The 26033-nt window shown below is 42.6% G+C and carries 22 protein-coding genes and 1 pseudogene; 14 read left to right on the top strand and 9 right to left on the bottom strand.

Annotation, left to right across the window (positions count from 1 at the left end):
- Positions 1-100 precede the first annotated feature (100 nt).
- Positions 101-679 (bottom strand): hypothetical protein, encoded by a 579-nt coding sequence (locus tag KA717_13205; protein ID UXE63489.1) that lies wholly within the window; start codon positions 677-679, stop codon positions 101-103.
- Between the two features lie 301 nt (positions 680-980).
- On the opposite strand from KA717_13205, the gene KA717_13210 reads away from it, so the two are divergent.
- Complete coding sequence (locus KA717_13210) at positions 981-1613, top strand: Uma2 family endonuclease (protein UXE63490.1); 633 nt, start codon at positions 981-983, stop codon at positions 1611-1613.
- Positions 1606-2955 (top strand): OB-fold nucleic acid binding domain-containing protein, encoded by a 1350-nt coding sequence (locus tag KA717_13215; protein UXE63491.1) that lies wholly within the window; start codon positions 1606-1608, stop codon positions 2953-2955. The genes KA717_13210 and KA717_13215 overlap by 8 nt, the downstream gene beginning before the upstream one ends.
- On the opposite strand, the gene KA717_13220 is transcribed toward KA717_13215, so the two are convergent.
- From KA717_13220 to KA717_13240, 5 genes are all read right to left on the bottom strand, one after another.
- Positions 2952-4115: a glycosyltransferase family 4 protein gene (locus KA717_13220; GenBank protein ID UXE63492.1), complete on the bottom strand. Its 1164-nt coding sequence runs from the start codon at positions 4113-4115 to the stop codon at positions 2952-2954. The genes KA717_13215 and KA717_13220 overlap by 4 nt on opposite strands.
- A 187-nt stretch (positions 4116-4302) precedes the next feature.
- On the bottom strand, positions 4303-4641 hold the full coding sequence (locus KA717_13225; GenBank protein ID UXE64650.1) for a carbon dioxide-concentrating mechanism protein CcmK: 339 nt from the start codon (positions 4639-4641) through the stop codon (positions 4303-4305).
- A 126-nt stretch (positions 4642-4767) separates the two neighbouring features.
- Positions 4768-5076, bottom strand: a complete 309-nt coding sequence (locus KA717_13230) for a carbon dioxide-concentrating mechanism protein CcmK (GenBank protein ID UXE63493.1) — start codon at positions 5074-5076, stop codon at positions 4768-4770.
- A gap of 127 nt (positions 5077-5203) precedes the next feature.
- Positions 5204-5680 carry a hypothetical protein gene (locus tag KA717_13235; GenBank protein ID UXE63494.1) on the bottom strand — a complete coding sequence of 159 codons (477 nt, stop codon included), beginning with the start codon at positions 5678-5680 and terminating at the stop codon, positions 5204-5206.
- Between the two features lie 381 nt (positions 5681-6061).
- Positions 6062-7681 carry an insulinase family protein gene (locus KA717_13240; GenBank protein ID UXE63495.1) on the bottom strand — a complete coding sequence of 540 codons (1620 nt, stop codon included), beginning with the start codon at positions 7679-7681 and terminating at the stop codon, positions 6062-6064.
- Between the two features lie 171 nt (positions 7682-7852).
- On the opposite strand from KA717_13240, the gene KA717_13245 reads away from it, so the two are divergent.
- The 4 genes from KA717_13245 to KA717_13260 all read left to right on the top strand — a co-directional run bounded on the left by KA717_13245 (position 7853) and on the right by KA717_13260 (position 12788).
- The gene (locus KA717_13245) at positions 7853-8554 is read left to right on the top strand and encodes a Uma2 family endonuclease (protein ID UXE64651.1); all 702 of its coding nucleotides are present in this window, start codon (positions 7853-7855) and stop codon (positions 8552-8554) included.
- A 241-nt stretch (positions 8555-8795) separates the two neighbouring features.
- Positions 8796-9239, top strand: coding sequence for a ribosome silencing factor (gene rsfS / locus KA717_13250; GenBank protein UXE63496.1), 444 nt, complete (start codon positions 8796-8798; stop codon positions 9237-9239).
- A gap of 5 nt (positions 9240-9244) precedes the next feature.
- Entirely contained in the window at positions 9245-9754 is a 510-nt protein-coding gene (locus KA717_13255; protein UXE63497.1) for a CGLD27 family protein, read from the top strand.
- Positions 9755-9782: 28 nt separating this feature from the next.
- Complete coding sequence (locus KA717_13260) at positions 9783-12788, top strand: UPF0182 family protein (protein UXE63498.1); 3006 nt, start codon at positions 9783-9785, stop codon at positions 12786-12788.
- A gap of 24 nt (positions 12789-12812) precedes the next feature.
- Here the strand turns inward: KA717_13260 and KA717_13265 are convergent, their stop codons facing one another.
- Together KA717_13265 and KA717_13270 are read right to left on the bottom strand one after the other, a co-directional pair.
- The gene (locus KA717_13265) at positions 12813-13814 is read right to left on the bottom strand and encodes an NAD(P)-dependent alcohol dehydrogenase (GenBank protein ID UXE63499.1); all 1002 of its coding nucleotides are present in this window, start codon (positions 13812-13814) and stop codon (positions 12813-12815) included.
- Between the two features lie 81 nt (positions 13815-13895).
- Entirely contained in the window at positions 13896-15581 is a 1686-nt protein-coding gene (locus KA717_13270) for a polysaccharide biosynthesis protein (GenBank protein ID UXE63500.1), read from the bottom strand.
- Positions 15582-16103: 522 nt separating this feature from the next.
- On the opposite strand from KA717_13270, the gene KA717_13275 reads away from it, so the two are divergent.
- The 8 genes and pseudogenes from KA717_13275 (at position 16104) to KA717_13310 (ending at position 25326) form a co-directional block, all read left to right on the top strand.
- Positions 16104-16754: a hypothetical protein gene (locus tag KA717_13275; GenBank protein UXE63501.1), complete on the top strand. Its 651-nt coding sequence runs from the start codon at positions 16104-16106 to the stop codon at positions 16752-16754.
- 331 nt (positions 16755-17085) lie between these two features.
- Positions 17086-18219 carry an NAD(P)/FAD-dependent oxidoreductase gene (locus tag KA717_13280; GenBank protein UXE63502.1) on the top strand — a complete coding sequence of 378 codons (1134 nt, stop codon included), beginning with the start codon at positions 17086-17088 and terminating at the stop codon, positions 18217-18219.
- A gap of 66 nt (positions 18220-18285) precedes the next feature.
- A pseudogene (locus KA717_13285) lies at positions 18286-19567 on the top strand (ISKra4 family transposase).
- Positions 19568-19602: 35 nt separating this feature from the next.
- Positions 19603-19980 (top strand): hypothetical protein, encoded by a 378-nt coding sequence (locus KA717_13290; protein ID UXE63503.1) that lies wholly within the window; start codon positions 19603-19605, stop codon positions 19978-19980.
- Positions 19981-19991: 11 nt separating this feature from the next.
- Entirely contained in the window at positions 19992-20480 is a 489-nt protein-coding gene (locus KA717_13295) for a DUF2231 domain-containing protein (protein UXE63504.1), read from the top strand.
- Positions 20477-21091 (top strand): DUF2231 domain-containing protein, encoded by a 615-nt coding sequence (locus KA717_13300; GenBank protein UXE63505.1) that lies wholly within the window; start codon positions 20477-20479, stop codon positions 21089-21091. Before KA717_13295 ends, KA717_13300 begins: the two co-directional genes overlap by 4 nt.
- A gap of 29 nt (positions 21092-21120) precedes the next feature.
- A complete protein-coding gene (locus KA717_13305) occupies positions 21121-22017 on the top strand; it encodes a cytochrome c oxidase subunit II (protein ID UXE63506.1) in 897 nt (298 codons plus the stop codon).
- 72 nt (positions 22018-22089) lie between these two features.
- Positions 22090-25326 (top strand): DEAD/DEAH box helicase, encoded by a 3237-nt coding sequence (locus KA717_13310; protein UXE63507.1) that lies wholly within the window; start codon positions 22090-22092, stop codon positions 25324-25326.
- A 126-nt stretch (positions 25327-25452) separates the two neighbouring features.
- Here the strand turns inward: KA717_13310 and KA717_13315 are convergent, their stop codons facing one another.
- Positions 25453-26010, bottom strand: a complete 558-nt coding sequence (locus KA717_13315) for a hypothetical protein (GenBank protein ID UXE63508.1) — start codon at positions 26008-26010, stop codon at positions 25453-25455.
- Positions 26011-26033: the final 23 nt, after the last annotated feature.

Genomic DNA, 26033 nt, shown 5'->3' on the forward strand with positions numbered 1-26033 from the left:
ACTAAAGGTCACACCCGTGGCATACAGAAAAAACGATACGTTAAGATCCTGATAGGTGCTGTGTCAATTATCAATTATCAACTATCCATTGCCAGAAACCCTATTTTTGGAGGGGCTTGGCAAACTTACGCTTACCCCAAACTCCTAACCCAAAAAGAATGGTGCTACCCACAACCGGCAGCGCATCCGTTTCCCAAGGAACAGCAGTAGGAGTGTAGTCAACGGTGATACTTTGGATTTGAGCAGTATCCAAGATAGGGTTAGATAAGGAAGCAGTTAAAGTCGAAGTCTGACCTGCACTGAGGGTGAACTGATTGTTCAAGTTAAAAGTTCCCACACTGGCGAGGTTGTTGCCCGTAGAACCTGTTCCGTTGGGATTGGATAGATCAAAGGTTGCAGTTCGACCAGAAGCGATAAATGACTTAGTCACTCCGTAAGACAGGAATTTAACCGCTTGATTAAAGGAGATATTAAACTGATTCCCAGCAAACTCAGGAGAATCCAGGAAAATGCCATTAGCAGTAGCACTAAATTTACCACTGTCACTACCACTGTTACGATTAATACCAAAGAAAGTTCCAGTCACACCCCCCACAGTCTGACTCACTGATGACTGACCATCAAAACTACTATCAAAGGTATAGGTAATATTGAGTGCCTGGGCGGGTACAGATAGCAAACCTAGACCGATAAGCGTACCCTCCCCCGATCGCGCTCTTTACGATAAGTTTAGTTAATGTGTTCATGGATTTCCTCTTCTGTTGACGAAAAAACTCTAATCACTCTACCTCAGTTTCCTCTCAAAAGTCAAGTTTTTTTTATTAAATATTTTTGATTTTGTCAATAGTAAAATCCGTTGCATTAAATTAGTTGCTTAACATTGAGCGACAAAAATTCACCAAATTAGTTAGGCTAGAAAAAGCAAGTACGCTAACCGTCAACATTTGTTTACATCATTCGAGGGCTTATTCTGAAAGATTATGGGTCAGTTAAACACAAAAGACTTGCTAGTTCAGGTAATGGATTCTTCCTCATTTTTACTGCGTCCCTGGACAGTCGATGAATATTATCAAATGGCTAAAACAGGGATATTGCAACCTGACGAAAAAGTTGAATTAATTGCAGGACAAATTATTAGAAATATGACTCCCCAAGGAAGTTTTCACGCCGCCGCCATCACTCGAACTAATCGCCTTCTCAATCAACCTGTTCAACCTCGGTTTCTGGTGCGATCGCAATTACCCATTCAACTAGATAACCGTTCTGAACCTGAACCTGATCTTGCGCTGGTCAAAAGCGATCCCTTAGATTACGACGATCGCCACCCTAAAGCAGAAGACGTTTATTTGATTATTGAAATTGCTGATAGCACTTTAAAAACTGATTTAACCCTCAAAAAACAAGTTTATGCCGAGGCAAAAATTCCAGACTATTGGGTATTGGATCTGGCAAAACGGCAACTTTATGTTTATCGACAACCGACAGAGGAGGGTTATCAACAGGAACAAATCCTATCGGAACGGCAGAGTATTGCGCCGCTCTTCTTTCCTGATTTTCAAGTTAAAGTAGGAGAAATGCTTAAACCGATGCCTGTCTCCGAAAACGATGGTTAAAATTATCAGCCGAAAATCCCTTGGTATTCAACCTGTCTATGATATTGGCGTGGTTCAGGATCATAATTTTCTGTTAGACAATGGTTTAGTTGCCGCCAATTGTTTTAACAAATCCCACTCCACTGCCTACGCCTATATTACCTATCAGACAGCCTATCTTAAGGCCAACTATCCTGTCGAATACATGACGGCTCTGTTAACGGCCAGTAGTGATAGTCAGGAAAAAATTGAAAAATATCGGGAAAATTGCCAAAAACTGGGCATCACGGTTGAACCGCCAGATATTAACCGTTCTCAAAAACATTTTACCCCTCATGGTCAGAGCATTCTCTTTGGCTTTTCGGCGGTTCGGAACTTGGGAGAAGGGGCGATCGACAATATTTTGCGTGCGAGGGAAGTGACAGGTGGAAAATTTACTTCCTTGGCAGACTTTTGTTCTCAGGTAGATCTGCGGGTGGTAAATCGTCGAGCTTTAGAAACCTTGATTCTCTGTGGTGCGTTTGATGGGATTCAAAGCAATCGGAATCAGCTATTACAGGATGTGGATCTGGTCATTGCCTGGTCTCAAAAGCGGGCCAAAGAAAAAGAAAGTGGCCAGACCAATTTATTTGATTTAGTCGGATCCGCCTTAGCAGAGACTTCCAAACAGAAAACCTTTGCACAAATTCCTAGCGCACCCCCAGTTGCTGATTTTTCGCTTCAGGAAAAGCTACGATTAGAAAAAGAACATTTAGGTTTTTATGTGTCTGAACATCCATTAAAATCTGTGCAACAGGCAGCCAAATTTTTATCTCCTATTAATTTAAGTGATCTCGATGCCTATAAGATTCGTCAAAAGGTGAGTGCTGTCACTATTTTAATTGCAGTTAAAAAGATTGTCACGAAAACAGGGAAACCGATGGCCTTTTTAACCTTGGAAGATGTTTCGGGTCAGGCGGAAGCGGTGGTTTTTGCCGATGAATATGAACGGTTGCAAGAGATATTGCTCGAACAAAGTCAGGTAATGCTTTGGGGTAAAATTGATAAACGAGACGATCGCGTTCAATTAATTGTGGAAGATTTGGAATTAATTGAAAAAGTGCAGATGGTAATGGTGAATCTCAGTCCTCAACAGGCTCTGAATCCGGCTACCCAGGTTCAACTCAAGGGCATTCTACAGGAGCAATCCGGTGATCGCAGTAAGGCCAAGGTTCCAGTGGTGGCGATCGTCGGACAGGGCAATAAACGACAATTTGTTCGTCTAGGTAATGACTATTGGGTACAAAATGGAGAGCATACCGTTTCCTATCTAGATGGAGCCGGATTTAATGCCTATATTCAAGGATTAGTATCCCAAAGTTAAAACTCCAAAACAGAACGATAGACTTGCAGAGTTGTTTGGGCTGTTTTTGTCCAGGAAAATTGTCTGGCCCGTTCTTGCCCTTTACCAATTAATTGGGCGCGAAGAGTGCGATCGCTGATTACTTGAAAAATGGTTTCCGCCAGTTCCAAAAAATCATTGGCATTAATTAGTCGGGCAGCATCTCCTGTCACTTCAGGCAAAGAAGAACTGTTAGAAGTGATAACCGGTGTTCCTAAAGTCATGGCTTCTAAAATCGGTAGTCCAAAACCTTCATAAAAAGAAGGATAGACAAAAACTTCAGCCTGGGAATAGAAGAGAGCCACCTGCTCATTGCTCAAATAACTGAGGTGATGAATTTCGGCCGCATAGGGAGAATTTTGCATGGCGGCTAAAATACTTTCATATTTCCAACCTAGTTGCCCAATTAAAAGCAGTTGATGTTCAATTTTATGGGTCGATTTAAGATAGTTAAAAGCTTTAATTAAACTAATAATATTTTTGCGTGGTTCCAGAGTACCAACAAACAACAGATAGGGCCGTTTAAAATCATAATGACTTTGGCTTTTTAAGCTCTGAATTTGTTCAGAGGCAAGATCATTAATCTGATAACGACTGGCTTGGGGCGTAACATAAATTCGCTCTGGTTGGATCTTAAAATACTCAATTAAATCCTGTTTAGTATTTTCCGCAAAAGTAATAACCGCATCTGTCCATTTTAAACTGCGCTGAAGGCGATCTCGGTAGGTGGTGACAATTTTAGAAACGTATTGGGGATATTTAATAAAAGTGAGATCATGAATGGTCAGAATATTGCGACTATGACGACAGGGAAACACAAAATGATCTGTTCCTTGGACAATATCGGGCTGCTCCAGTCTTCTCTCTAGTCCTTCCAATCGTGAGTTAGGAAATCGCATCAACAAATCGGCGATCGTGACGGGAAGCGGTAAACAATAGTGTTGGGAAACATTTGCTAAAAGAGGAGAAGGCGATAAATTCCCCTGAAGCCAGGCTTTAAGGGCCGGTTGAAAATATACACTTAATTGAAAATCTTCTTGACGCTGTAAATCCTGTAATGCCTGAATCAAACTGAGATTATAAAAGCCCACACCACTTAATTTTCCTCTCACCGCCGTCGCATCGACACAGACTTTTAGCATAATAAATTAGGAGACGGAAAGACCCTTACTTCTGCATTATGTTCTAGTCATCAGAGTTAACTTTTTGAGCCATCTTAATCCCCATACTATTCCCCCCCCCAAGGTTGGTAGGCTGGGGGGCAAAACAATGTTAATTAATAGATGTGTACTCTGATTCTTTAACCTAATTTTCAGACAAAAGCCAATCCTAACGACGTACTAAACCTTCGGCGGCTTCCCGGAAAGGTTCCACTTCATCACTGAAATCAATTGGCAACACGGCAACCACATTCTCATGGGGGCGGGCAATAATCACCCAGGTTTCCACTACCGCACCCTCCGTTTTCCCGACTGCTTCAATACCGGCTGCCATTGCGGTTTTTACTTCCTGTACATCTCCCCGAATATTGAGGGTAAAACGAGCACTACCGGCCCGAATATAACCCACAATGGTAATTCTTCCTGCTTTAACCATCGCATCAGCCGCAGCTAAGATACCTGGAAAACCTTTCGTTTCAATTGAACCGACAGCAGATTGAGCCGCCATAATAACAAGACTCCTTAAAAAACTAAATCCACGATTAACGCCGCACCAGATAGAGCGTTCCCTGGGAAAAAGATTGATCCCAGTCACTCACTATACGGTACTGGGGGGACAGACCGCTATGGTTGCTTAGGTTCGGAAACGAGCGACCTTATCTGTAAATTCGATAGGTAGAACTGCCAAGACATTTTCTGGGGGATTGGGCACAATATAGTAACTAATTACCTCACCACCTGGCGTTTCGGCGGCAGCTTGTAAACCTTGATCAACGGCCATTTTGACCTCTGAAATGGGGCCACGAATAGCGACTAAAAACTCGCCCCGCTCTGCCAAATCATAATAAACCAGGGTAACTCTTCCCCCTTTGACCATTGCATCGGCCGCAGCCAGAACTGGCGGAAATCCCAGGGTTTGAATAACACCAACGGCTAGGGGCATAGGTCTTCTCTACTACTTCTTGGTCGCGCTGAGCGCAGTGATTTTATCGGATAACCTCATTTTATCGGGTTATTTGTCTTTCTTTACCTTTTCTGGGGGAATCTTTCCCAACCTGAGAATTTTGTACTCAAAATGGCTGGAGGAGCGGAATCTTGTTCCCTAACAGGGAACAAAGGGAAATGTCAAGAAATGTATATCGCCGCAAGGAACCAGCATTAAAACCATCAGTGAAAACAATTTTCATGCAATCATCAGATAGTTTCCATCCTGAGACTTTATATTCTACAGAGCGACAATGTTTTTTAAACTGGGGATAGCCTTTCTTCTTTTCTCCTTTTCTGCAACGACTGTAGAAACTGGATATAGAAGCCCAAGCACGTTCCGCACTAGCTTGTCTAGCCGCCGAATTCAACTTTTTCGCAAAAGGAAATTCCTTGGCTAAATTTTTGCATAGCACATACAAATCCGCTTTACCTACCCCTTGATTATCCATCCAATACCTGACCGCTTTATTCCTGATAAATTGCGCGGTACGGATAGCTTCATCAAGAGATTGGTATTGCTCTTTTGCTCCGTTCAGTAGTTTGGCTTCTCTGACTATCATTCCCCTAGTTTATCACAAAAGATTGCAGATAAAACATTGAGTTGCTCTGGAAGTCGCCCTAGAAGGGCAAGGCTTTTACCCATTTTTCTGGTAAAACCTTAGTAGCTTCGCCGACTGGCAATGAAAATTTATCCTTTTGTTTACTAAGGACTAACATATAACGATCATTCGTGTTTAAGATCAAGAAGTTATAGTAGTCTATTGATCTCTTGAAAACAATAGTCGATATACAGGGTTTCATAACAAAAGCGGATTTGCTGATTTAATGAAGATCGCTCACCCATGTTAAGTCCGATCAGGAGCATCTCAGCTCTGCAATGAGTATAAACACTTGTGGAAAATTAGTTTTGTAAGTAAAGAGGAAGAGGAAATGCAGAACCTTTACTCTTTAGAATGAGTAGAAGTTCCAGCACCTTGGGAAGCATCCGATAAAATGCGGCCAATAGTACGATTTTCTGGTGTAAAAGTCTGTTGGGCTACCCGTTGAATATCTGCTGGCGTAACAGCCGCGATCGCCGTCAACTGATTAAATAAATTACGCCAATCCCCTGTTTTCACCTCATATTCAGTTAAGAGGCGGGCCATACCCTGATTAGAATCGAGGGAACGAAGTAAACCGGCTTGTAATTGATTTTTTGCCCGTTCTAACTCCTCTTCGGAAACAGGTTCGGTTTTCAGACGTTCAATTTCTTGACGCAGAGCCTGACCAGCCTGTTCTACCGTCACATTCGGGGCTGTTTGAGCATAAAACAGCATCAAATTCGGATACTTATCTCCTGGAAAGCCATTATCTCCCTCAGCAACCAAAGCAACCTGCTTATCTTCCACTAAGGTTTTATATAAACGAGAAGTACGACCACTACTCATAATGGTAGAAATAACCTCAAAGGTGGCATTATCAGCACTATCTAAAGCTGGACGATGATAGCCTTCCAAATACCAAGGTTGAGAGGGTAAGGTTAAAGTCACTTCTTTGGTTTGGGTTTGTTTCGGTTCCACGATCGCCAAGGGAGGAGGAGTGGGCTTTTGGGGAAAACGACCAAAATAAATTTCTGCCAATCGTTTAACTTCCTTGGGATCCACATCCCCCACGATCGCCACCGTCAAATTACTAGGGCCATAGTAGGTCTGAAAGAACTTAGCCACATCCTGCCGATTCAGATTGCGAATATCGCGGTCATAGCCAATCACAGGGCGTTTATAGGGATGAGTCGTAAAAGCCGTTCCGAGAAAAGCCTCCACCATTTGCCCGATGGGACTATTTTCAGTTCGCATCCGTCGTTCTTCGAGAATAACTTCTTGTTCTTTATAAAATTCACGGAAAACAGGTTGCAGAAAACGTTCCGACTCCAAAGACATCCAGAGTTCTAACTTGTTGGCGGGAAAGCTATAGAAATAGACGGTGGAATCTGTGGAAGTGGCTGCGTTAATGCCAACACCGCCCGATTCTTGAACAATTTTGCCAAATTCATTGCGTTTAACGTATTGTCCTGCTTCTGTCTGAACTTTCTCAAATTCCTTTTCTAATTTTTGGGTTGCCAAGGTATCATTCTTCGCTCTAGCCTGGTGAAGTTGTTCGGCTAAATTATCCAATTGATTCAGTAAAGGTTTTTCCGCCTGAAAATTACTGGTTCCAATCTCAGTGGTTCCCTTAAAGGCCAAATGCTCTAAAAAGTGGGCAACCCCCGTTTTGCCATCGGGTTCATTAGCTCCTCCCACATCGGCATAGGTAAAGAAGGAAACCACCGGCGCATCATGATTTTCCATGACCAAAAACTTCATGCCATTATCTAGCTTAAATTCCGTAATCCGACCGATCGCCTGATTGAGGTAGGGTTGAATCGACGTATTAGGATTGTTGTTGGTACTTACTTGAGACGGTTTAGCCAGGGCATCGGCTTGAGCGATCGCCGGAATTTGGCAAAAAAGTAGAGCAATCAGGGTACAGGCAAAAATTAAACGGGGATAACTTTGAGTCAGGGGCGAGAAAGCAATGGACATAAAAGGGATATTTAAAAGTAAGAGACGGGAAACTTCATTCAGGAATTGCCCTACATCATAAGACGATCGCCGTCTTCGCAGGATTCATTGAACATTAGCAACTTTTAAATGCTATCATGTATTAACAGGAGTTTGGGTGACTTTGTAGAGATTGAATGAGGAATTTTGACTATGCATCAAACCGCCGAACAATTTGCTCTTACCATGCCTGATGCTAGGGTCTTAATGAGTGATGAACCTGAAATGGAAAGCTCTCTCCACTATCTTCAACTATTACTGCTCGTCACCTGTTTAGACTGGTACTGGCGAGAGAAAAACGATTACTTTGTTGGGGCTAATCTCACCATTTATTTTAGCCGTCAACAACTCAAAGATCATGACTTTCGTGGGCCAGACTTTTTCCTCGTGAACAATGTGAGCAATCATCCTCGCCCCTCCTGGGTCGTTTGGGAAGAAGATGGCCAATATCCGAACTTAATCATTGAATTACTTTCTGATAGCACCGCTAAAGCTGATCGAGGGATTAAAAAACAACTTTATCAAGATCGTTTTAGAACTCCCGAATATTTTTGGTTTTCTCCCGATGATTTGGAGTTTAAGGGTTATCGGCTCGCAGGACATCAATATGTAGAAATTCCCTTCACGTCTTCTGGTAAATGTTGGAGCGAAGAATTGGAACTCTATTTAGGCATTCATGACCAGCAATTACGTTATTTTACCCCCGATGAAATGCTTGTTCCTACACCCAAAGAAGCGGCTCTTCAAGAGCAAGAACGGGCTGATCTGGAAAAACAAAGGGCTGATCTAGAAAAACAAAGAGTTGAGCAACTGGTTGCTCAATTGCGATCGCTGGGGATTGAACCTCAACTTTAAAACTTCTCCTGATGTAAAATTTTCGTTGATTACATCTGACGCGAGCTCGAAAGCCCTATCGTACCGTTTCACAGGATAATCTATCAACGAATTATTTACAGGTAGGAGAGTTTTGTCGCTCAATCGTGGCTGATACGACGAGAGGTGTTGGATTTGAAGTCTTCAATAAAGATTGGGGAATCCCAATTTTCGAGTTACCCTAAAAGTATTGTCTTCATTTTTGGATAATAGTCTAGCCTATATGACCTATCAGCACCTAGTTACCTCCTCCGTTTTAACCGCCCAGCCTCCTCTCCTTTCTACGGAACAGTTGGTATGGACAATTACTCAAGCGGCAGATGATCGCAAGGCGGCGGACATGGTGGTACTGAAGGTGGTGGATGTGTCCTATTTAGCGGATTATTTTGTGATTGTGTCTGGTTTTTCCCGTGCTCAAGTCAGGGCGATCGCCGACAGTATTGAAAAAGTCCTAGAGGAAAACTATCAAAGACTACCATTACAAACGGAAGGCAAGCGGGAAGGTAATTGGGTTTTGCAGGATTATGGCGAAGTTATTGTGCATATTTTCCTGCCGGAAGAACGGGAGTTTTATAACCTAGAAGCCTTTTGGGGCCATGCTCAACAGATCTTTCTACCCGAATTAGCGACGACCCTAGGAATTGCCGAAAATATTGCCGAAAAGTAGGAAAAATGCCCATGATGCCAGAATCTTCTTCTACTTATTGTCCGGTGCCGAGGGAACAACAGCCCGTCATGGAATACGAAGCGTTAAAAGAGGCCTGGTTATTTCGTTGGGGAACCCTGAGGCAAGGACTTTATTGGCGAAACTTAATTATTGTTGCCGGTTTGGGTTGGTTGTTGAGCAGTCCGATCGCTGCTGCTAGTTTTACCCCGATGAAAAGGCCGATATTATTTGTTTTAGCTAGTACTTTGGGCGCGATTGGGGTTTTAGGGTTGCTCTTGCTGAGAATTCTGCTCGGTTGGTACTACGTCAGCGATCGCCTTCAAGATGAACAAGTCATTTATGAAGAATCCGGTTGGTATGATGGCCAACGTTGGGAAAAACCCCCCGAAGTGCTGGCCCGCGATCGGTTAATTGTGAGTTATGAGATTAAGCCCATTCTGAAAAGATTGCAACAAACTGGTTTGATTCTGTTGGGACTCATGGGAATCGATGGTTTGATCTGGCTAAGTTTATAAAAGCCTGGGATAAAATTCGGTGTTAAGCATGAAATTAGGCTACGGCAAGATTATTATCCTCCTATTTATCTTTCTTCTGGGGGCAGAATTAATTGCCCATTTAGCTATAGAAACACTTTGGTTTCAAGAACTAGGCTATCTAGATATTTTCTTAACTAGATTGGGCTGGCAATTGGGTTTAGCCTTGGGAACAACCTTCCTATCTGGATTCTTTTTAGCCCATCATTATCGTCAAGCCCAAAGTTTAACTGGGGCAAACGAATTGTTCGGGAAACCAGAATTTACCAAAAGTCCTCTGCCAACCCTGGTTCCTTCCCGTTATTTGCCCTTACCACCCCTAAAAGCTGAGTCACCATTGGGGCGTGCGCCGGTCTTAGGATTACCTGTTTTACTCTTTCTAATTTTAGGGATTAATTTGCTCATTGCCTGGGTCATTATGCAGGCCATTCAAGGGGCGATCGCGGTTTGGACTCCAGATTTTAATCTACCCAATCTCACCTCAGCCGTAGCCATCCCTCAAGCAGATATCCCCAATAAATCCCTTCCTTTTGACATATTGCTTCTCACCGGAGGAGGCTTTCTCGCCGCTTTAACCCTCTGGCAAACCCAGCGTACCGTTAAAGGGCTGATCTTAATTTTAAGTTTACTCTGGGGAGCTTTTATTGCCGGCAATTGGACAAGAATTGTTAAATTTTTTCATCCCATTTTTTTTGAGCAAACCGATCCCCAATTTGGCAAGGATATCAGTTTTTACGTTTTTCAAGTTCCTGTTTTCCAAGTTTTAGAACTTTGGTTAAGGGGTTTAAGTTTATTAACTTTATTGGCCGTTTTGTTAATTTATCTTTGCTCTGAGCAAAGTTTATCTGAGGGAAAATTTCCAGGCTTTACCAAACCGCAACTCGCCCATCTCTGTCGTTTAGGAGCCATTTTTTGCTTTATTCTCAGCTTGGGTCATTGGCTGAATCGTTTTCAGCGTTTGTACGTCAATCATGCGGTTTTATATGGTGCAAATTATACCGATATTCATTTGCGTTTGCCCCTAGATAGTGTGTTAATTGTCTTAACAACGGCGATCGCCCTGGGATTGGCTTGGCAAGGATGGTGGTCAATGCCGAATCAGAAGCATTCTAATCATTTAATTTCGCCTGTTTTCTTCTATCTTGTTTATGGCTATCTGGCCCTAATTTTCATCCAATTGATCGGGGGACAGATGGTAGAATTATTCGTCGTTCAACCTAATCAACTGAGTCGCGAAAGTTCCTATATTGATCGCAGTATTACAGCTACCCGTCAGGCTTTTAATCTTGACACCATTCAATCCCAAACCCTTTCAGGCAAAGGAAAACTGACTCAGCAGGATTTAGAAAATAATCAACCCACCCTAAACAATGTCAGATTGTGGGATCCCTTACCGCTTCTACAAACTAATCGACAATTACAGCAAATTCGTCTCTATTATCGTTTTTCTGATGCCGATCTGGATCGATATCACATTACCGAAAGCCCTTCACCTCTTACTAATCAAAAGCGGATCAATGATAAGGATAAAAAAAACGAGCTACCTCTTGTCAAAGAAACCTTAAATCAGGTATTAATTTCCCCTAGAGAATTAGATTATAATGCCGTTCCTGATAAAGCGAAAACCTGGGTTAATGAACATTTAGTTTATACTCACGGCTATGGTTTTACCCTATCTCCTGTCAATTTAGTCGATCAGGGGGGTTTACCTTTCTATTTCGTAAAAGATATTGGCACCGATACCCAGGAAGACGCGCTGCGTACCTCTAGTGAAGTGATTCGAGCCAGTATTCCCATTGGTAAACCCCGTATTTATTTTGGCGAATTAACGGATACCTATATTATGACCAATACCAAGGTCAAGGAATTCGATTTTCCCAGGGGAGAAGATAATGTTTATAACGTTTATGATGGCATGGGGGGAATTAAGCTAGGTAATCTGGGACGGCGTTTATTATTTGCGATCTATCTGCGAGATTGGCAAATGCTGTTCACTCGTAATTTTAATCCCGATACCAAAATTTTATTTCGTCGTAATATTAACCAACGGGTGCGGGAATTGGCTCCTTTTTTACGCTTTGATCGTGATCCCTATTTAGTCACAGCTAAAACCGAAAAAGGGCAAAAAAATACTTTGTATTGGATGATTGATGCCTATACCACTTCCAATTATTATCCCTATTCCGATCCAGGCGAACGTCCTTTTAATTACATTCGCAATTCGGTCAAGATTGTGGTGGATGCTTACAATGGCAAGGTCAATTTTTATGTTATGGCGGCTCAAGATCCCCTCATTCAAAGTTGGCAAGCGATTTTTCCCCACCTCTTTAAACCTTTTGCGGCCATGCCGGCTGCTCTCAAAGAACATATTCGCTATCCAGTTGATTTGTTTAGTACCCAATCGGAGCGTTTATTAACTTATCACATGACCGATTTAGCTGTTTTTTATAATCGGGAAGATCAGTGGCAAATTCCCAAGGAAATTTATGGAAAAACCCAGTTAGCGATCGCGCCCTATTATCTGATTATGAAGTTAGCCGGATTAGCAACCCAGAGATCGGAATTTGTGCTTTCCCATGTCTATACTCCCATTAGTCGCAGTAATTTAATCGCCCTCCTCTTTGCCCGCTCCGATCAACAGAATTACGGCAAGTTATTACTTTATACTTTGCCCAAGGAAAAATTAGTTTATGGGCCGGAACAAATCGAAGCCTTAATTAATCAAGATCCAGTTATTTCCGAACGTATTACCCTTTGGAATCGGGAAGGATCGCGTGTCATTCAAGGTAATTTACTAGTGATCCCGATCAATGAATCCCTGCTCTACGTTGAGCCTTTGTATTTAGAAGCGGAACAAAATAGTTTGCCTACTTTAGCGAGAGTCGTCGTCGTTTACGAAAATCAAATTGCTATGGCTAAAACCTTAGAAGGAGCCTTAGAGGCTATTTTTTCACCCCAGACTCCTTCTCCTACGACAATTTTGCGTCAAGTTCAAGAACCGGCGATCGCGCCTTAACCCGCCTGGCTAGTTCAGAGAATATCAAACCTTAAGCACTAGACGATACTTGGGTTTACCGTGCCGGAGTTTCTCAAAGGCTTCATTAATTTGCTCCAGAGGATAAACTTCCGCGATCGGTTCTAAGTCATGACGTAGCGAAAATTCCAGCATGGATTGAGTGGTCGTGGGGCTACCGAGGGGACTAGCAGAAACAGATTTTTGTCCCAAAGCCAGGGGAAAAATGGGAATGGACAGGGGATTGGGGGCAATGCCGACGATATGAAAACGACCCTTAGGGCGCAAAGCCAGAATATAGCTACTCCAATCGAGATCAGCCGTCACGGTAGAAAGAATAAAATCTAAAGAATTAGCAACGGCGGCCAGGGCTTCTGGATTACGAGAATTAACAAAATGGGTGGCTCCCATGGCCTTGGCTTCCGCTTCCTTCTCTGGGCTATGGGAAAAAGCAGTCACTTCACAACCCCAGGCTTTCAGGAAATAAATGGCCATGTGTCCCAGTCCTCCAATACCGATGACTCCAACCTTTTCCGTTGGTTTAACCCCGCATTGCAGAATGGGATTAAAAACGGTAATTCCTCCACAAAACAGTGGCCCAGCCGTTTCAAGCTTCATCCCCTCTGGTAACGGAATGGCCCATTCATGGTTTACCCGCACTTTATCGGCAAAGCCTCCATGACGACCAACAATGATGCCCTCGGCACGGGGACAAAGATTTTGATTGCCCGACATACACCATTCACAGGTCAAACAGGAATGGGAAAACCAACCCGCTCCCACCTGTTGTCCAACTTTCAGGGTTTTAACGCGATCGCCGACGGCAGCAACCGTTCCCACCACTTCATGACCAGCCACAAAAGGATATTGGGTCAAGCCCCATTCATTGTCTAGCATATGAAGATCGCTGTGGCAAATACCGCAATACTTCACCTGAAGTTCAACCTCATCGTCCCCTAGGGGGCCTGGGTCATATTCAAAAGGCTGGAAGGGGCCGCTCGGTTCAGTCGCAGCATAGGCACGAATCATAATGGTCTTTTCCTAAAAAGTTGAGAGTAAACCCCCTGATTGTAGCTTAGGTTTTTTGTCCGACTGTGAGAGCGATCACCCCTAATTGGGGTTCTTTTGAGACTGCATGATCTCCTCTGAAAGACAAGGTGGTTGATATTCCGGCACTAACTTTTTGAGGATCACCATTAAGTCTGAAAGATTATAGGTTTGAGTTGCCATCAATAACCGTTCTAACTGCGGTTCAAGATCATTCCACGGCCAACGATATTCCTGGGCACAGAAAATGCGAGGATGATGGGTAGCTGTTGCTTTTGTTTTGTCGATTAATAACTCTTCATAGAGTTTTTCGCCTGGTCGTAAACCGGTGATCTGAATGTCCATATCTTTTCCCAGTTCTAATCCACTCAGGCGGATCATCTGTACGGCTAAATCATAAATACGAATCGGTTCTCCCATATCTAACAAAAAGACCTCACCCCCAACAGCCATTGCTCCAGCTTGAATGACTAAACGGACGGCTTCGGGGATAGACATGAAATAGCGCGTTACATCGGGATGAGTCACCGTTAAGGCATGACCTTCCGCTAATTGTTTCCGAAAGCGGGGAACTACTGAACCACTACTATCCAAAACATTACCAAATCGAACACAGGTAAAACAGGTTCCATGATCGCCTAAATCCGCTAAGGATTGAACCACTAATTCGGCAATGCGTTTGCTGGCTCCCATAATATTGGTCGGTCTGACGGCCTTATCGGTGGAAATTAAGACCATATTGGACACTTGACAGGCGATCGCGGAGCGAGCCACCGTTAAACTGCCACGAACATTGTTGTGAATCCCTAAAGCTGGATTGGCTTCCACAATAGGAACGTGCTTATAGGCCGCTGCATGATAGATCGTATCAACACTATGTTTTCGTAAAACGGTTTGCAGATGAAACTCATCATTAATATTGCCGAGGTAGGCCACACAGGAGAGTTGGGGATAGGTTTCCGTTAATTCAGTGTCAATACTATAAAGTGCGAATTCACTCATTTCGTAGAGGATTAGGCACTTGGGTTCAAGTTGAGCAATTTGCCGACATAACTCAGAACCGATCGAGCCACCAGCCCCCGTGACCAGCACACTTTTGCCCGTAATATTAATGTGAAGCAGTTCTGGGTAGGGCAGAACCTCTTCTCGCCCCAATAATTCAGTCACGTCAATATTGCGAAGATGACTGATGGAAACATCACCAGACACTAATTTCGCCATCGGTGGTACTGTTTTTACCACTATGGGTAATTGCTCCAGACTTTCCACAATTTCTCGACGACGAGTTTTGCTTAAATCGGTCATGGCCAAGACCACTAGGTCAAAAGCATATTTTTGGTAAAGCTTATTTAAGTCATTGGGCGAAAAAACCTTAAACCCTTGGATAACCTGACGACGAAGATCGGGATTATCATCGACAAAACCCACAATTTCATATTGGGATTCGTAGAGCAATGCACGAGCTAATTGAGAACCCGCATCTCCTGCTCCATAGATCACCAGTTTTTGTCTTTCTTGATGATTACCAACGCGATCCTTGAGTTCTCGAAATAAACGTCCAATCAAAATACGGGAAAAGACAATCAATACTAGGGTCAAGAGAGCATCAATGGCAAGGACAGAACGAGGAAGTGGCCAGTTCCCTTGTAGATAACCCAAAAAAACTAAAATACCCGAACTTAAAATTACTGCTTGAGCCGCCATTGAAATAAACTCCATGCCTGTGTAGCGTAGGACGGGGTTATACATTCCTTTTAGCTTGAAAATTAAGAGTTTAACGGCAAGGAGGAACAGTATCGGCCAGAAGTAATCATCTATACTGACAACAAGAAGAGATAGGGAATCTCTCAGAATAAAGGCACAAAGAATGGATAAAAAACATAGTCCACCGTCAATAAGCAATAATATTTTCCGTTTATAGGTTCGTTCTAAAGAGTGATACAGAGAATATAGTTTATAAACAATTTTAGTTTTCACAGCCATTCCTCATCACAGTTTGGGTTAATGGTGATTAGAGCCTCTATTATCAACTAGAGGCTCCTTTTTGACTAGCGTAATCCCATCAGAACAGCAATTCCAAATTCAAACGGTAACATAGGATACAGACATGATCTTGTTTTTATGGATATAAGAGATGTTAACCTAATCTCTGAGTTTTTTTGCATTCCCTCCTCGAATCTCGGTCTCTTAGAGAGTCAGTAACCTGCAAACAAACTTGATCAATCACTAAATAGAGCATTACGCTGATTCCACATATTGATACAAAACCCCTTGACCGTAAGCACTTCAAGACTTTTGTATCTTGGGCTACATTCTGAATTTGGAATTGCTGCTTGGGGAATCTCTAAATTTGAGATTGACAAGCAACTACGCCCCTTTCAAGAAAAATACGATCTACCAGCGAAGTTATGGGATTCAACTCTTTACGATGTAATAGACGATATTCATCTAGTGCAGGCTTCCTGTATTGAAAAAGTAATGAAGGCTCTGGGGCAATCCTATCAAACGTTTCACTCCAAGAAAGGAGTATTACAATTAACCCTAGAAAGTCGTGATTGGCTTAACCACCCTAAGTTATGCTCTCTTGTTCGTAAATATTGGCATCGTGGACATACAAGGGTTAACAATCAAATTATCCTCAGAGCTTTTGATACACAATTCGATGAAAATGGAGTGGTCTGGCTTCGTTTTGGTGGACTTGAAAAGGGAAAAGCCATAAAAGTTCCGACTACATTACCTCACGAAGTTACCTGTCAGTTACGCTTGATTAAAAGGGCTGATAGATGGGAAATTCATTACACAACTAATATTCAAAAGTCCGAACTTAAAACAGAAGGTTTAACCATCGGTTGCGATAGGGGTTATACGGAAGTTTATGCCACTTCTTCTAACGATGGTGCTAGACTTTTAGGTAATAATTAAGGAAATATTGCTAGAACGGACTCGGAAGTTTCTGGATAGCTTGACTCCTATGCAGGGTCAACTATTCGAGGCGAAAACGGACAAAGGCAAGTCCCAGACCCTAGAACCAAGGAAGCGCAAGCCTCCATCGGTCAATCAGGGAGCGAATATAAAGCAGCTAACTCTATTTAACTTCGGTTAACTCCGTTTTCTGTGTGCCTCGTTCCAACGGCTTAATTGTTTCTCACTAACCCATATAAAGCCGTCCTCCGCTATATCGCTAAAGGACTGGGTTTCTGCCCAGTTTTTCGATGACTACCGCGATTAAAACCCGACGTTGTCTGCAAAAAGTATGGATCGACAGCCAAGCAAGAACTTTTTTACTACACTGCCAACAGTTATCATTGGTGCGGGCTTTACGGGGCTATTCACCGCATTGCATCTCCGTAATCAAAATTATCTTTGCGATCTGATTTTGATCGATCCCCAAAAGCAGTTTGTTTTTAAGCCCATGCTCTATGAACTGCTCACCGAGGAATTACCGGAAAAGGTGGTTTGTCCAGATTACGCAGAACTTCTCCAAGGCAGTGATATTAACTTTGTCGAAGATCGGGTCGTCAAGTTAGATCTCCAGCAAAAACAACTGGAATTAGCCACAGGTCACTCCTATTCCTATCGTTATTTAGTGTTAGCTATTGGTTCAAGTCAGGGCTATTTGGGGACAGAGGGAGCTAGGGAAAATGCTTTTGCTTTTCGATCGCGGCAAGAGGCTCTTACCCTAAGACAGCATTTACAGACTTGTTTACAACGGGCCAGGGAGCTTGAGGATAGGGAGGATGGGGATGGGGAGAGCAAAAAATCGCTGTTAACCTTTGTGATTGTGGGCGCGGGGCCATCGGGAGTGGAAATGGCAGCCACCTTAGCGGACTTATTACCCTATTGGTATGATCGCTTGGGGGGAAATATTCATGAAATCAAGCTTATTTTGATTAATCATGCCGATCGCATTTTGGCGGGGGATGCTAATGCTCATCTGCAACAGGAAGCTTTACAGGCTCTACAAAAACGTACGATTCCCGTTGAGCTACGGCTAGGAGTCTCTGTTAAATCCGTCAGCAGCGATCGCTTAACTTACCAAAACAAAGACAGGGAAGAAGTGCTGAGTTTACCGACCCAAACGACGATTTGGACAGCCGGAACAGCCAATAATCCCCTCCTAGAAAGTATTAGTGCCCAAATTCCGAGCGAACACCTGAATCGACATGGGCAACCTATCGTCAGTCAGACCTTGCAATTACTGGATTTTCCAGAGGTTTTTGCCGCCGGAGATTGTGTCCAGGTTCAAGACCAAAACCAACCCGCCTTGGCCCAGGTGGCCTATCAACAGGGAGCAGCGATCGCCCATAATTTGATGGCCCTAAGTCAAAATCATCCCCTTCAGATCTCTAACGCCCAACTGCGTGGGACTCTGATGAAATGGGTGTGACCTTTAGTTGATGAAGGAAAAGAAAAGTGTTAACATGGGATGAAAAGTGACAAAGAGGAAACAATGATGACAGCAAAACTAATTAATGTAGAGGGTTCAAAGATAAAAATAGAACTAACATTAGAACTCAGTCGTTCAATGTTGGATACAGAAATAAATATTCAAAAAGGCTTAAACGAAGTAGGTTGCATCGCCAGCAAAGAAGCCTTGAAATATTTAGATACAGATGGTTCACCCTTAAAAATCGGTGAAGAAATCTGGAAGAGTAAGGGAGAGCAACCGAAAGAATATCAAACACCTTATGGTGAGGTTATAGTGAATCGTCATGTATATCAGCGTTCACCTTTGAGGAAAAACGTATTGCCCCTTAGAAAGAGAAGCAAGGATAATCATAACATCAACGCCATTATTGGCAAAACAGGTATCCTCAAAAATGTCAGGGATGGCAGGCAAAGAGGTGAAAAATGATTTATTAGAAAATCATGGTAGAAAAGTAGCGCTATCCTATATCCAAAGATTGAGTGAAGCAGTAGGAAGTGTGGTACAGGCAAAAGAAGAAGCGTGGAGTTATGCCCCGCCCAAGGAGGATAGCCAAATTGCAACAGTGGGAATAGGATTAGATGGAACCTGTATGCTGATGTGTGAGGATGGCTACCGTGAAGCAATGGTGGGAACCGTTTCCCTATACGATAGTGAGGGAGAACGTCAACCTACAATCTATCTAGGTGCGGCACCAGAGTATGGAAAAAAGAGTTTTCTAGAAAGATTGGAAAGAGAAATTGAGCGAGCGAAAAACCGTTATCCAGAGGCAACATTGGTCGGGATAGCAGACGGGGCAGAATCAAATTGGAAGTTTTTAGAAAAGCAAACGGAAGAACAGATATTAGATTTCTATCATGCCTCTGGTTACTTAGGTGCCTTGGCAGAAGCGTTGCATCCGAATACCGTGTCAAAACAAAAAGAATGGTTGACTGAAAATTGTCGAGAACTCAAGCATGAAAAAGGAAAAGCAGGAGAACTGCTAAATCTGATGAAAGAAGTCAAAGAAGAAAAAAGTCATTCTAAGAATCTTACCGAGAAACTACAAGCGGCGATTACTTATTACGAGAATCATCAGCATCAAATGGATTATGCTGAATACTTAGAGAAAAAGTATCCGATTGGTTCAGGTGTTACGGAAGCAGCTTGTAAGACGTTGGTCAAACAACGATTATGTTGTTCAGGAATGCGATGGAAGGAAAAAGGAGCAGGAATTATTTTGAGCCTACGAGCTTTGGTATTGACCAAGGAACGATGGAGTCAATTTTGGGCAAAACTTGATCAATATGGGTTCCCTGTAGAACCCTGATTACAACAGCTTTTATCAACTAAAGGTCGCACCCGATGAAATTAGGGTTAGGCAATGGGGTCGCCAATCTCTTTGACAAGGTACAAATTCATGGCAAGGTCGGAGATCTGATACGCAATGCGACCTATCTGGAAATGCTACCTACGCCTCTCCATAACTTTAAAGCAACGGCAATCTGGCTAGAGGAAGAAACCTTTAATCGTTATCATCACCCCTTGCCCCTTTCCCCTGAACAGCTTCAAACCCTCAAGCTGACACCAGCAGAACAGAAAGAACGGCTTTGGGTTAAGGTTTTGGCAGTGGTGACACCCCTTATTTTGGCGATCGCGGCCTATGTGAGTCTCCAAACCCCACCTAATGAGCGATTCCCCATTCCCCAGCAAAACCAGCAAATCCAGCCCCCCGCTAAGTAAAGCTCTTTACCATGTTGCCCCTGAACGATCAAAACCTGCCCTATCCCGACACCTTGCATCCGATCATCGTCCATTTTGTGATTGCAATGGTACTTTTTGCCTATGTCTGTGATCTGGTGGGTTATTTTACCCGTAACTATCGGCTATTGGAAGTGAGTTGGTGGAATTTAGTGGTTGCCTCCGTTGCTATTTTTTTTGCTGTCATTTTTGGGGAATTTGAAGCGGCCTTGGCTCAAGCTTACCCTGCGGCCCAACCCGTTCTCGATTGGCATACCATCAATGGTTGGTCATTGTCTGCCCTCTTAGTGGCTTTAACCGCTTGGCGAGGCGTGATTCGGGTTCGCAATCCCTTAAAAGTTCCTGCTGCCTATTTGGGAGCCGCCACCCTATTAATTTTTCTGATTGCCCTACAAATCTATTTAGGTTGTCTGGTGGATTGGGTTTTTGGTTTACACACTGTCCCGGTTGTCCAAGCGATTAGAGAGGGTCGATTGAAATGAATCCGGATCTGATTGAACAACTCAAACAATTAAATCTGGAAATGGGGGTTAATGGACTACCTTACCGTTTTCCCCTGCATCCTAATTTAGTGCATTTAACCCTGGGACTGTTTATTATTGCCATTATTTTTGACTTTGCTGGCACTTTTTTCCCGTTAGAAAAACCAATGCTTAAATTCCTAGGAATACCCGCCAATCGTCATAATTTCTTTGATGTGGGTTGGTACAATGCGTTGGCAGCTTCCTTGATTAGTTTTTTTACCGTTGCGGCGGGCTTTTTTGAAATCCTCTTGGCCGACGCGCCAGCCACAATGGGGAGTGATTGGGGATTGGGAGCCGGAACAACCTTATTTTTACATGGAGTGGGTGGAGTCTTACTCTTAATTATGATGGTGGCCATGACCATTTGGCGGGGTTATCAACGCTTTGTTTGGCGAAAAAACCAGGCTCGACAGGTGCAGTGGAGTTATTTGATCGCAGGTTTTCTAATATTAATTTATATGGCATTACATGGGACTTTAGGGGCGCAGTTAGGAGCAGAATTCGGTGTCCATAATACCGCCGCTCATTTATTACGTTTAGGGAAAAATCCCAATCAAATTTTACGATAATTGCTGTTTTTTGATGATAGGAAGATTGAATGAAAACGTTTAATATTATTATCTTAACTCTCTCAGTATTAGCCATTATTTTGATCAGTCATTGGCTAGGACAACAAGCCTATCAATGGCTCCCCTCTTCGGCCGCGATCGAAGCAGAACCGATTGGCGATTTATTTAGTTTTCTGGTCACGCTAGGATCTATTATTTTTTTCGGAGTAACGGGGGTTTTGAGTTATTCTTTACTTTTTTATCGAGCAGCAAAAAATGATGTTAGTGATGGCCCAGCCCTTAAAGGGAACAATCAATTAGAAGTGATTTGGACAGTCATTCCCCTATTACTGGTCACCTGGATTGCGGTTTATAGCTATCACATCTATCAACGCATGAATGTGTTAGGCCCCTTACCGATGGTTGATCATTTTATGGAAACGCCTGCCTATGCTCAAACCGATTCTGCCGTCCCTCAACCCGTCGAAAAAATAGACGTTTTGGCTAAACAATGGGCTTGGTCTTTTCATTATCGCGATCGCCAGGTTACCAGTTCAGAGTTACATTTACCGGTCAATCATCCTGTACAGTTGTCCCTAACTTCCGCCGATGTTCTGCATGGTTTCTATGTCCCGAACTTTCGCATTAAACAGGATATTGTTCCTAACCGTACCATCGAGTTTAAATTTACACCAAATCGGATTGGCCAGTATCAACTTCAGGACTCTCAATTCAGTGGCACTTATTTCGCGACCATGAATGCCCCAGTTTATGTGGAATCGACAGCCAGCTATGAGCAATGGTTAAGGAAAGCAGCCCAAAAGCCCCTCGTCCCTGCCCAGAATGCCGCTAAAACCGAGCATGAACAAAATCAAAGTTCTGTAATTCATAGTCATTGGCAGACGGTTAAACCTAATATACCAAGCCCTGTTAATGCGATTAAGTAATAATTAAACAGTGTTAAATTTCGCTTATAGATTAAAATTCAGTTAAGTAGTCAGTAGAGCTAGGAGGTGACAATGAAAATCCTTCACGGAACTTGGATTCCGCACCATGACGATAGTTTTGTTCAGTCTGGTGCGTTTGCGCTTTGGATAGAGACGGATACGAACGGTAAAAAGAATAAAAATCTTAGCGGAGACCACGCCCCCACCCATCTCCCCGCAGCCGAATTAGCTGATTTTTTAATCAATGAATTAGGCATTAAGACATCACCCTATTTTAAATTAACGAATTATCTCTCCCCCAAATATTTTATTCTACCGACCGCCGATGGCCAGCCCCTTCCCTCCCCAGAATTAAGCCGTTATTTGGAAGATGCCAATGAGCTTGAAGCCCAAACCTGGCAAGCCTGGGAAATTGATTGTTACCTAGTGCCTCTCGCTCTCGAACCCTGGTCGTCAAACTATCCTAAAGTCAGTACCTTAATTAAGTTTTTAAATGATTTATATTTTTTAACCCGCTACAATTTGGGGGATTTTCAACTAGGTTCAGACTTATTATTTTGGCATTACTATTTACACCTATTCTCAGGCATTATTTTAAAAGATCAATATATTCCGGCTCTAAAGTATCGGGAATCGAGTTTAGGGAAAGGCGATGCCGAAGGCACACTTCGTGACCGCGCTAAAAAACAAAGTAAAACCCAAGCTAAAACAGCCGCCTTTGAGATCTATCCTGGCTGGGAAATTTTAGGTGAATCCTACGCAGACAATTTGCAACAGGCTGTTAGTTTTATGCCTTTGGCTTGTGTCGCAGGCTTAGATTACAAACCTTCTGAACTAATCTTTTATGATCGCGAAACCCTATTACGTCATTTCTCCGAAGTTTTACTACATAGCACGCTCAAGCATATTGCTCTACCCGCTACCTTTGAGAAAAAATTAGGAGAAGATTCCCTGATCTCACGATGTTTGGCCAGTGATACCGATCAGTCACCGGCCACCGATGTCGGTACTTATAAACAGTATCAACAATGGCAAGATTGGAAGACAAAACTTATTGGCGTACAGGCTGAATCCAGTTTTTACCTCTGTTTTAAATTAAAAGAAGGTTCAGAGACATCGCCTAATGATTGGCAAATAGAATTTTTAGTTGCCCTGAAAACCGACCCCTCTCTCAAACTTGCCCTTAATGATTATTGGTATCGAGGGGACAAAAGGAAAAAAGAAATTCAACAACAATTTGGCAGTGAATTTGAAAAGGAACTCATTTTACAATTAGGTTATGCAGCCCGTATCTATCCGGCGATTTGGAAAGGATTAGAAACCGATAAGCCCACTGGTTTCAAATTAACGCTAGAAGAGTCTTTTACTTTTCTAAAAGAAACAGCTTGGATTTTAGAAGACTCAGGTTATAAGGTTATTGTCCCCGCCTGGTGGACTCCCACTGGACGACAACGGGCAAAACTGCGTCTCAAAGCTTCAGGGAAAAAATCGGCTCCTAAATCTGCGGGTAAAGGGATTTTTAGCCTGGAAAATATTATTGAATATCACTATGAATTGTCTCTAGGAGATCAAGTCATTTCTGAAAAAGAATGGCAACAATTGGTCAAAGCCAAAAGCCCATTAATCAAATTTCGCGGGCAATGGGTGGAATTAGACCAAGAACAAATGGCTAAAATGCTGACTTTCTGGCAAAGTCAACAGCAGGAAAATCCTGAAATGACCTTGTTGGAATTACTCCAAAAAGCCTCGGAAAATCCAGATACGCTAGAAGTGGAAACCGATGCAACCTTGGCAGAAATGATGGCAAAATTGCAAAATCCTAGTCAGATGGAACCCATAGAAAACCCCGAACAATTGCAGGGGAATTTAAGAGAATATCAAAAACGGGGTGTGGCTTGGATCCAATTTTTAGAGAATTTGGGTTTAAATGGTTGTTTAGCTGATGATATGGGTTTAGGTAAATCGATTCAAGTCATTGCCCGATTGATTCAAGAACGTGAGCAGGCTGATCTAGCGAATAGTATTGCTCCAACCCTTTTAGTTGCCCCGACTTCAGTGGTGGGTAACTGGCAAAAGGAACTGGAAAAATTTGCTCCCCATCTCAAAAGTTTAATTCATCATGGCAGTAAACGTTATCAGAATGAAGCTGAATTTAAAGCCGCTTGTTTAGAGCAAGATGTGATTATTACGTCTTTTACTCTAGTTCGGAAAGATGCCAAATTATTTAATAGTCTGACCTGGCAACGGATTGTTTTAGATGAAGCTCAAAATATTAAAAATCCTCAAGCGGCTCAAACGAAGGCAATCTTAAAACTTGAGGCTAATTATCGTCTCGCCTTAACGGGAACCCCCGTTGAAAATCGCTTACTGGATCTCTGGTCAATTTTTAATTTTCTCAATCCGGGTTATCTTGGCAAAGAGCCTCAGTTTCGGAAAATCTTTGAAATTCCGATCCAACGTCAAGGCGATCGCGTCCAATCGGCTACTTTGAAAAAATTAGTGGAGCCATTTATTCTGCGACGGGTCAAAACCGACAAGCAAATTATCAAGGATTTACCGGATAAAGTGGAACATAAACAATACTGTAACCTCACCAAGGAACAGGCCTCTTTGTATGAAGTAGTGGTAAAAGATGTTAGCAAACAATTAGAAGAGGTAGAAGGGATTCAACGCAAGGGTTTAATGCTCTCCACCTTGATGAAACTGAAGCAAATTTGTAATCATCCTCGTCAATTTCTTCAGGATAATAGCGATTTTACCAGTGAGCGATCGCATAAATTGGAGCGTTTAGGGGAAATGCTGGAGGAGGTCTTGGCGGAAGGGGAAAGTCTGTTGATTTTTACCCAATTTACCGAGATTGGAGACGCCTTAAATTCTTTTATCAAACATCGATTTCACTGTAATACCTTCTATTTGCATGGTGGTACGAGTCGTCAAAAGCGGGAAAAAATGATTACCGAATTTCAAGATCCTGAAACCGATCCTTCGGCCTTTGTCCTTTCCCTCAAGGCGGGCGGGGTTGGTATTACCCTCACCAAAGCGAATCATGTTTTCCACTTTGATCGTTGGTGGAATCCGGCGGTAGAAGATCAGGCAACGGATCGGGCTTTTCGGATTGGACAACAAAAAAATGTCTTTGTTCATAAATTTGTCACCCTAGGAACCTTGGAGGAAAAAATCGATCAAATGATTGAGGAAAAGAAAAAAATGGCTGGTTTAATTGTTGGCAACGATGAATCCTGGCTAACGGAATTGGACAACGACAGTTTTAAGGAACTGATTGCTTTAAATAAGCAAACTATTGTCTAACTGATTGCAAACATAAATTGGTAAACTTAGTCCTAATGCTTTTTCCTGGTTGTCGGCGATCGCGGCTCTTTTTCGATTGTGGCTAATCGCTGACGACAAAGGTTCTTTCTTTTCTAACGACAACAATTATTTGTTCTCTAGCAGACGATAATCTTCTATGGTTGTAGGTTTTATCTTAATTGAACGATGCTCATCGTTAAGAGTCTTTTTCAGATAATCGTCAAAATCTTGTCCTACTTCGCAAATATCAAGATCATCACTGTTTAAAGCTTGCTTAATTAATTTTCGGGTAATAGAAATATGAATTTTTACATATAATTCTAGTAAACGTCTATATTCCTCGTCTGTTGCCTTTTCCAAAACCTGATTAGCACTATTTTCAATGTTATTCAAGAGCCAGTCTTGGGGCAACGATAGTATAATTTGTCGAACCTGTTCAATATCCGAATGTCCTACACTTGCCAATGCAACTAAATCATCTAATAAACTTTGACGTTCTTCTAGGGTCAAATAACGACAGAAATCTAGGGCCGTTTTTCTTTGTGTAGGATGATGAAGAGCCTTTTTAATGACAGCAAGGCGATCCTGACAATTTTGAAAAAAAGCTTGATTGGCTTGCTGATAAGCGTGAGCTTGATCAACTAACTCTTGCCAAAGCGTTAGATCTTGAGAAACTAATGACATAATTAATTCCTGTAATTAATTCC

Source organism: Woronichinia naegeliana WA131 (genome assembly GCA_025370055.1).
Lineage (GTDB): Bacteria > Cyanobacteriota > Cyanobacteriia > Cyanobacteriales > Microcystaceae > Woronichinia > Woronichinia naegeliana.